We start from the raw sequence: 2,500 nt of genomic DNA, 5'->3' as shown, positions 1-2,500 counted from the left end.
ACGTGAAATTCCGTCGGAATCTGGGAGGACCATCTCCCAAGGCTAAATACTCCCTAGTGATCGATAGTGAACCAGTACCGTGAGGGAAAGGTGAAAAGCACCCCGGAAGGGGAGTGAAAGAGATCCTGAAACCGTGTGCCTACAAATAGTCAGAGCCCGTTAACGGGTGATGGCGTGCCTTTTGTAGAATGAACCGGCGAGTTACGATCCCGTGCGAGGTTAAGCTGAAGAGGCGGAGCCGCAGCGAAAGCGAGTCTGAATAGGGCGTTTAGTACGTGGTCGTAGACCCGAAACCAGGTGATCTACCCATGTCCAGGGTGAAGTTCAGGTAACACTGAATGGAGGCCCGAACCCACGCACGTTGAAAAGTGCGGGGATGAGGTGTGGGTAGCGGAGAAATTCCAATCGAACCTGGAGATAGCTGGTTCTCCCCGAAATAGCTTTAGGGCTAGCCTTAAGTGTAAGAGTCTTGGAGGTAGAGCACTGATTGGACTAGGGGTCCTCATCGGATTACCGAATTCAGTCAAACTCCGAATGCCAATGACTTATCCTTAGGAGTCAGACTGCGAGTGATAAGATCCGTAGTCAAAAGGGAAACAGCCCAGACCGCCAGCTAAGGTCCCAAAGTGTGTATTAAGTGGAAAAGGATGTGGAGTTGCTTAGACAACTAGGATGTTGGCTTAGAAGCAGCCACCATTTAAAGAGTGCGTAATAGCTCACTAGTCGAGTGACTCTGCGCCGAAAATGTACCGGGGCTAAATACACCACCGAAGCTGCGGATTGATACCAATGGTATCAGTGGTAGGGGAGCGTTCTAAGGACAGTGAAGTCAGACCGGAAGGACTGGTGGAGTGCTTAGAAGTGAGAATGCCGGTATGAGTAGCGAAAGACGGGTGAGAATCCCGTCCACCGAATGCCTAAGGTTTCCTGAGGAAGGCTCGTCCGCTCAGGGTTAGTCAGGACCTAAGCCGAGGCCGACAGGCGTAGGCGATGGACAACAGGTTGATATTCCTGTACCACCTCTTTATCGTTTGAGCAATGGAGGGACGCAGAAGGATAGAAGAAGCGTGCGATTGGTTGTGCACGTCCAAGCAGTTAGGCTGATAAGTAGGCAAATCCGCTTATCGTGAAGGCTGAGCTGTGATGGGGAAGCTCCTTATGGAGCGAAGTCTTTGATTCCCCGCTGCCAAGAAAAGCTTCTAGCGAGATAAAAGGTGCCTGTACCGCAAACCGACACAGGTAGGCGAGGAGAGAATCCTAAGGTGTGCGAGAGAACTCTGGTTAAGGAACTCGGCAAAATGACCCCGTAACTTCGGGAGAAGGGGTGCTTTCTTAACGGAAAGCCGCAGTGAATAGGCCCAAGCGACTGTTTAGCAAAAACACAGCTCTCTGCGAAGCCGTAAGGCGAAGTATAGGGGGTGACACCTGCCCGGTGCTGGAAGGTTAAGGAGAGGGGTTAGCGTAAGCGAAGCTCTGAACTGAAGCCCCAGTAAACGGCGGCCGTAACTATAACGGTCCTAAGGTAGCGAAATTCCTTGTCGGGTAAGTTCCGACCCGCACGAAAGGTGTAACGATTTGGGCACTGTCTCAACCAGAGACTCGGTGAAATTATAGTACCTGTGAAGATGCAGGTTACCCGCGACAGGACGGAAAGACCCCGTGGAGCTTTACTGTAGCCTGATATTGAATTTTGGTACAGTTTGTACAGGATAGGCGGGAGCCATTGAAACCGGAGCGCTAGCTTCGGTGGAGGCGCTGGTGGGATACCGCCCTGACTGTATTGAAATTCTAACCTACGGGTCTTATCGACCCGGGAGACAGTGTCAGGTGGGCAGTTTGACTGGGGCGGTCGCCTCCTAAAGTGTAACGGAGGCGCCCAAAGGTTCCCTCAGAATGGTTGGAAATCATTCGTAGAGTGCAAAGGCATAAGGGAGCTTGACTGCGAGACCTACAAGTCGAGCAGGGACGAAAGTCGGGCTTAGTGATCCGGTGGTTCCGCATGGAAGGGCCATCGCTCAACGGATAAAAGCTACCCCGGGGATAACAGGCTTATCTCCCCCAAGAGTCCACATCGACGGGGAGGTTTGGCACCTCGATGTCGGCTCATCGCATCCTGGGGCTGTAGTCGGTCCCAAGGGTTGGGCTGTTCGCCCATTAAAGCGGTACGCGAGCTGGGTTCAGAACGTCGTGAGACAGTTCGGTCCCTATCCGTCGTGGGCGTAGGAAATTTGAGAGGAGCTGTCCTTAGTACGAGAGGACCGGGATGGACGCACCGCTGGTGTACCAGTTGTTCTGCCAAGGGCATAGCTGGGTAGCTATGTGCGGAAGGGATAAGTGCTGAAAGCATCTAAGCATGAAGCCCCCCTCAAGATGAGATTTCCCATAGCGTAAGCTAGTAAGATCCCTGAAAGATGATCAGGTTGATAGGTTCGAGGTGGAAGCATGGTGACATGTGGAGCTGACGAATACTAATAGATCGAGGACTTAACCATATAATATG

At 52.2% G+C, this 2,500-nt stretch carries 1 rRNA gene (cut by a window edge); it reads left to right on the top strand.

From position 1 onward, the window contains the following. Window positions 1-2,492: ribosomal RNA gene (locus tag DN401_RS22280) — 23S ribosomal RNA — on the top strand; it begins 430 nt to the left of the window's first position. Window positions 2,493-2,500 lie beyond the last annotated feature (8 nt).

The organism is Bacillus sp. BF2-3 (assembly GCF_008368795.1).
Classification (GTDB): Bacteria; Bacillota; Bacilli; order Bacillales; family Bacillaceae_G; genus Bacillus_A; species Bacillus_A cereus.
Note: the sequence above shows the minus strand (reverse complement) of the source record. Positions and strands in the feature narration are given on the sequence as shown.